This is a genomic window from Okeania sp. SIO2B9 (assembly GCF_010672505.1).
Taxonomy (GTDB): Bacteria; Cyanobacteriota; Cyanobacteriia; order Cyanobacteriales; family Microcoleaceae; genus Okeania; species Okeania hirsuta.
This window is the reverse complement of the sequence record NZ_JAAHGK010000305.1, coordinates 1-6,527: the sequence shown is the minus strand read 5'-3', so window position 1 is coordinate 6,527 and position 6,527 is coordinate 1. Positions and strand designations below refer to the sequence as shown.

Annotated in this window: 5 protein-coding genes and 1 pseudogene; 1 reads left to right on the top strand and 5 read right to left on the bottom strand. The window is 37.3% G+C overall.

Features of this window, described 5'->3' with window-relative positions; all coding sequences use genetic code 11:
• Positions 1–711: hypothetical protein (locus F6K13_RS12830; RefSeq protein WP_287287555.1), on the top strand; the 711-nt coding region annotated here is incomplete at its 5' end.
• Positions 712–892: 181 nt separating this feature from the next.
• On the opposite strand, the gene F6K13_RS35125 is transcribed toward F6K13_RS12830, so the two are convergent.
• From F6K13_RS35125 to F6K13_RS12800, 5 genes and pseudogenes are all read right to left on the bottom strand, one after another.
• On the bottom strand, positions 893–1,996 hold the full coding sequence (locus tag F6K13_RS35125) for a DM13 domain-containing protein (RefSeq protein WP_124143234.1): 1,104 nt from the start codon (positions 1,994–1,996) through the stop codon (positions 893–895).
• A 920-nt stretch (positions 1,997–2,916) separates the two neighbouring features.
• On the bottom strand, positions 2,917–3,447 hold the full coding sequence (locus F6K13_RS12815) for a hypothetical protein (protein ID WP_124143235.1): 531 nt from the start codon (positions 3,445–3,447) through the stop codon (positions 2,917–2,919).
• A gap of 387 nt (positions 3,448–3,834) precedes the next feature.
• Entirely contained in the window at positions 3,835–4,077 is a 243-nt protein-coding gene (locus F6K13_RS12810; RefSeq protein ID WP_124143236.1) for a PEP-CTERM sorting domain-containing protein, read from the bottom strand.
• Positions 4,078–4,389: 312 nt separating this feature from the next.
• A pseudogene (locus F6K13_RS12805) lies at positions 4,390–5,369 on the bottom strand (IS5 family transposase).
• Positions 5,370–5,515: 146 nt separating this feature from the next.
• The coding region (locus F6K13_RS12800) for an ABC transporter substrate-binding protein (protein WP_287287553.1) at positions 5,516–6,527 on the bottom strand (1,012 nt) is incomplete at its 5' end.

The window sequence follows — 6,527 nt, the reverse complement described above, 5'->3', positions numbered from 1 at the left end:
AAATATCCAAACCCATATAATCCAGATATTCCAATCATACTCTATGATTCTGCTGGTTATGAAGTTAGCAAAACAGATGATTTTTTACAAGAGACTTTAGGATTCCTTGGGGAAAAATCTCTTTCCAATACCCAATCTGTAGATGACAGTATTCACCTTGTTTGGTACCTCATTCATGCAGGATTAACTAGGATTGAACATTTCGATCTAAAAGTGATTGAAACAGCACTTAGCTTAAAAATTCCTGTAATCATAGTGTTAAGTCAGTGTGATATTGCTAAACCAAAAGAGCTTTCTGAACTAAAAAAAAGGCTGAGTGACTCCTTAGCTGAAATTGAACAGAGAGCAAATACTCAACTCAAAATTATGGAAGTTTCTGCCGATCCTATTGCAGGCAAGACAGTTTCAGGTCTAAAAGAATTAACAGAAGCGTCTATAAAAGCCATTCCTGAATCATATTCGCAAGCATTTATAACAGCTCAGGCAGTTAATGTCAAACTAAAAAGGACAGTAGCATACTCTCTTGTTGCTACAGCAGCTGGGGTATGTTTTGGTTCAGCTTTTATTCCTATTCCAGGTTCTACTCCACTGAGTATTATTGCAACTCAGCCAACTTTACTAGCATCTATTGCCAAAGTTTATAATCTCGATCGTTTTCTTAATAGTTGTCGCATAAGTGCAACGGTAAATAGTAACTCATATTCAGTATAACAGTTATAATTGCTCGTAGTTTTGCTCTATAGTCCTAAAGGGTTTAGCATCCTTTTATGGTTGTTAATGATAGTTGTGCGCCAGCAAACGGCCGTTTCCTCCGCGACATATTTGCGTAGCATTCCGCAGGAAAATACCCCTACTACTAAATTGAAGTGAGGTTGTTCAACCAGATTTAATATCACTTAAGTTTTGCTGATCCAAAAGTGACATCAAATTTTTCACACCAGACCACAACATTTGGATAATCTTGCCAATTTATTCCTTCTGGAATGTCATAAACTTGTTCTCCTGTAAAACTTTTTAAATCTCCCAAACGCACATAATTTTCTGTGGTATAACTTTCCGGACGATTTTCTTTATGTAATAACAATTTTACTGCCGGACCTTCAATGGCAGAAAAGTTTTCCGCTAACCGAACTTGAGTTTTATTACCTGCTTGAATAATTTCTGCTGTACCTTCGGTATCTTCCCCCGGAGTAATAGTTACAAATTCTCCAGAAGCTAAAACAGTATTTGTCTGAGCTAAAGTTGGATAATTAGAAATAGAAGCAACAATTATTTCTGGTGATAAAATTTGTGATTGTGCATCTGGACAAACTTGTTTTTCCCAATCACATTTATATAAATATTTTTCTTGCCAACTTAGAGAAATTTCTAACAAATCCCGACTTCCTGTTATTCCTTGCCCTAAAAATACTAGAATCGCCAAACAGTTTAAAGCAGTATGAATTTTGCGCCATTTGTGAGTCCTATCTTTATATATTTCCGGCACAATAGTCAAAGAAAAAATCATCAATATTGAAGCTATTATACCATAATAAAAATGAGAAACTGCCCACTCATAGTCGCGTCGGAAAACACCATCTTGAAAACCTAAAATTACGATACCTGCTCCGGTTAAGGTCGCAAATACTCCTCGCCATAATTTAGTTTTAGCTTGATAAAGAAATATTAGAGAAGCAACCGTAGTCATAAAGATGGTTACTATTAATATTGCTAGGGTCATATTTTCACTTTTAAAATCTTTAAAAATACCCTTAAAATATATTGAGTAAGCAATAGCGACTAAAGTTATTCCCACAACGGAACCCGTCAACAAATTACCTATTTTTCTATGTTCCGGTCCTACCACTGGAGGAATTTTACTTTTACTTTTATCCGCAGTTTGTAGCCTTCGTTGACGAGTCTGCCAAGCCAAGTTGAGAACTATACCAATGATTGGGAAAACCACCACAACTGCCAATGCTGGATGTATCAATCCCGCAATATCCTTTGCATTCATAATTTACCTCTCAGATATAACTTTACATATTATATTTAAGCAGGTTGAGTGTCGGTTAAATTATTTTTTGCTGAAAATTTTCTAAAAATTAGGTGTTAGGGGAATTTGGCAAGATTGAGAATAGTTGAAAGGTCTTAAAATCTATATCCTGGTATTAAAACTCTATTGTTACTGAAGCATTCTCATAACTGATAATTAGAGATGATCATTTCTATAAAAAGAGTAAATTATGTGGTCAATAAAAATGCAAAATATTGCTTTAATTTCAGCAAGAATGAAACAAATAATTCTCTGAATAGAGCTTTTCAATTTACTGTAATAGATCGAGTTCTTTAGATTAATCTATTAAAAAAGATAGTTGGTGTAATTCATTAGCTCACTATTGCAAAATGAGGGTAATGAAAGTGCTATTCAGTTTGAGAAAGCCATCAACCAGGAGATAATTAAAACTGTAGACTTTGAGATCAAATACGCCCGGGTTCGGTATAAAAAAATGTTTCATTGTCAGCCAGATCGCAAATATTTCTACATTTTATTCCCTCCTGACTCCTAATTAACTAATCTAGTTATACCAATGCTACCGGATTTGATATAAACGGACGATATTCACCTCCAAAAAGTCATTCTCTGAAAAGTTGGTGGGAAAATACTTCTGAGGACTCACTCATATCATGTCCGTTGGTATCGTTTGTGTAAAAGTTAGCGTGGATATCTACAGGAAATTTAAGTTTTTTTCTTGCTCAATTGCCTTCCTGTCTGTTGCCTGTTGCCTTCCGGAGCTGTTGCCTACCTTTGCTATACAATGCCGATGCTACCGGACATAATATCACGCATAACAACCAAATATAGTAGGGGTTAACGGCCGTTAACCCCCTACAAATAGTGTATAATTCGTATGCGTGCGTAAGTCCTGATAAAAATCAACTAAACCAAACTAACCCACTAACAGTCAGAATTATTAGTACTAACGCCACCCAAACAAATTGATTATCTTTTGTGTTAACTTGACTAGGATCGACAACTTCTAACTTCAGAGTTTTTGGCTTCGGTGGCCGTGATTTCACTTGGGAAACCATAGTGCTACCTCGACGATCTTTAGCATCACTTTCACATATTGCCCCCAAGTCAGGAATTTTAGTCATCCATTCTTGCCTGGTTCTCAGTACAGGTGCTTCGAGAATGGCTAATATACGTTTTGCTTGTTGGCGGGTTTCTAAACGAGGATGACGAGTTAGTTGTTTACAAAGGGCAGTTGCTTCTTGAATTTGGCCAGCCGCTTGATACGCTGTCACTAACCAGATTTGTACCTCTCCCCCAAATCTTGAATTAAGCTCAATATTGTCTTTAGCAGTTTCTAAATGTTGCACTGAATTACGGTATTGACCTCGCTCAAAGGCATATTTGCCAGCTTTATATTCAGTTTCAAATAATGTTAGGTTTTCTGAAGTCACAATCCCTGTTAATTAGTTTTTGATATATTTAAAATTAATCTTGGTTATTATATCAATTTTTTGATCGAAGAATTTTCAACCCACTGTGATTGTAGCAATTTACAAAAGTAATGCTAAACTTATCCTCCTGATATTTTAGCCTGATGGGGAAATAGAAAACTAAGTATAGCAAAGTTTTTGCTCATTGGTACTATAGGAAATAGTGCTGCAATTCCGCATTGGTCAGATGCAAGTGGCCTTTGTTCCCTATTCCCTACTATATATCTTGATAACAAAAAAAATCTGAGATTCTCCTGTTTCGTTTTTAGGAGAAACCCAGTTATAGAATTTTTATTTATTTGTATCCAATATTAAAATTTATAGTAGATGCAATTATAATTTAATTTCTTAGCGAGACTGGCGACGACGGGAAAGGAACATTCCACCACCAATGAATGCTAAAGCTGCAATGCTATTAGGATCTGGTACACGCACTTTTGGATCTGAAAGGAAATCACTGTACATTTTTTTGTATGTTAGTTCAGAGATGGCACCATTTATACCAATTCTTTGTAAAGCTGCGCTTAATAATTGTCGATCGGACCTTATTGCACTGACTATTCTCATCTTTAATATTACAGCGGTTTTCATTTGGGTAGACCACAGTAGGAACTTTCCATGGAATGTCCCTACAAAGTTTTGTTTGTGAAGATGTGGTTCATCAATTTGAAAAGCGCTGTAAGTGCAACTTCATGGAGAAATGGTATTATACCGTTAAAGTTAACTTCTAAACTCCTAACTTGTCCTAGTTCTTCTCCGAAGTAAAAATCCCAGACAGAGTTTTCGTATTTTTCACCAGCATGCAAACCGTTATCAGCTTTCAAGGAGAGGTAATAATTAATTATTAATGGCTTTGTTGCATGAAAGTTGCATTCGCGACGGCTCCCCCGAAAATTCCATCAACTAAATTTCTACTTTGTAGCTTTCAGGTAACCCAAGTTGAATCATGTGGTTAAGGATAGCGCACTGTATAAATAACTCCACTGCTTGAGTCTCAAATTTTCGTCGTCGCAACTTGCCTCCGAATATCACTTTGAGCCTCAACATTGTTGTTTTCCTACGGAATGCTACGCAAACGGATCAGGAGCGCCGATGGTATCCACTCTCTCGTTTCCATTTTTGACGTCCCACTCTACGAGTCTCTCTGAGATTTGAGTTCCTGGGATCAGCCGGAGCTTTACATTTGCCATGCTGCCAGATGACTGCATTTTGACGCGGTGGTATGGTTGGTTTAGCTCCCCTTTTACTGGCTGCCTCGTAGCACTTGCGTTGATCATAGGCTCCATCACCAGATACTTGCCCAATCTCACCCTCTACTCCCTCCAATCAGTAGCAAAACACTTGATCGTCACTAACATTGTTAGTTGTTACCACAGCACTAACAATTTCCCCAGTTGCTTCATTGACACCTAGATGTAACTTACGCAATTGTACAGGTTTACTTACACCATGAACTCTTGTTTTCCATTCCCCTTCTCCATACACTTTCACCCCTGTAGAGTCTACGACTAGATGCATGGCCTCTTGGGCGACGGGCTGGGACTACTGGTATCTCAATATTCAATTTACTCAGGCGACGGGACAAGGTACTGTGATCTGGTACTGGTAGCTCTAACCCCATTCAGGTAAATATAGATTCCAAAAATCCCTCGGTTTGTCGTCCTACCAAGCTCAACAGAGTAGCAAGAGTTGCCATTAATTCCATAGCAACCTGACTATAGGTATGAGATGCCCCCCGACGTCCAGTTTTCTCTGTTGTCAGCCACTGCTCTATCATTTGATTACTCAGCCAAAATGTTAGACTCCCCCTTTGTTTCAAGGAAGCATCGTATTGCTGACCAGTTACTTACTCTGTATTGGGATTTGGACTTGGACTTACTCATATCTAGTCGGTGCAGATTTTTTGTACCATAACCATAACCATATCTATACTCTATGTTCATCTTTTGTGCAACAAAGCCATTATTAATTATTAATTATTAATTGTTGAATAGTCACTACCTAACCCTTATCTCCTCTAAATAACGAATCAATCACATTCCAAAATACTAAACTTGCTGACAGGATAATCTAGGGGCAGAAATGTATAGCCTAATGGCGAACAACTAGATTTCACGACTCTAGTAAAAATAATTCTTGATTCCTGGCGATCGCCACTTGGTAAAAAAGTTATTTCTCCTGTAGCACCCTCAGAACTAAAATTTTCACTTGCTAAAATTTGTTGCAGGGCGATGCGATTTAACTCTTGACGTTCTGGAAGTGATTCTAATGCTGTAATCAAGGCTCTAGCTGCATCATAAGCAAAAGCCGTACGCCAACTAACAGTTCCTCCCCAAATGTTTTTTGCTTGCAGTGGAAAATCTGGATCGGGGCTATTCAAGCTGTGCCACGGTGTAGCTACTACAACATTTTTCTCTGCTTCTTGAGCACCAAACTTGAGAGTATAGTTACTATAGAGGTTTTCTCCAGTAATTATCGGTAAATTGAGCTGCCAATTTGCTTTGATTACCTCTATTGCCTTCGCTAAAGTGGAAATATCTGGCAGTAATACAATTGCAGTAGCTTTTTGTTTTTCTACTCTATTGTTCGCAGCACTGGCATTAAAAGAAGTCCTTGATAAATCAAAACTGTCATTCATATCTTTAACTATTTTGCCACCACCAGCACTCAAACTAACCATAAATTTATTTTTGAGAGATTCACTGTAAATATCATTAGGATTATCAAACAGAGCTACTATTTGCTGTTGATCAGTAGATTTATTAATTAAGTAACTTGCCATTGCTTGAGCCATTGTGGCATCAGATGGTATCATCCTAAAGAAAAAATCATTGCGATTTGATAATTTAGAAGCACTAGCAGTGGGAGAAATTAAAACCAGTTTATTCTTTTCATAAATTGGAGCTACTTCCATCGTGATTTCACTAAAAGTATGACCAATTACTGCCAAAACTTGACCTGTTAAAACCAGATTATTTGCTATTTTTACTGCTTGCTCTGGAGAGTTGCCATCATCAACAATAATTACAGTTAAACCCTTG

Excerpts from the sequence above, each read along its gene's own strand:
- F6K13_RS35125 (WP_124143234.1), bottom strand. The coding sequence starts at position 1,996 with ATGAATGCAAAGGATATTGCGGGATTGATACATCCAGCATTGGCAGTT.
- F6K13_RS12810 (WP_124143236.1), bottom strand. The coding sequence starts at position 4,077 with ATGAAAACCGCTGTAATATTAAAGATGAGAATAGTCAGTGCAATAAGG.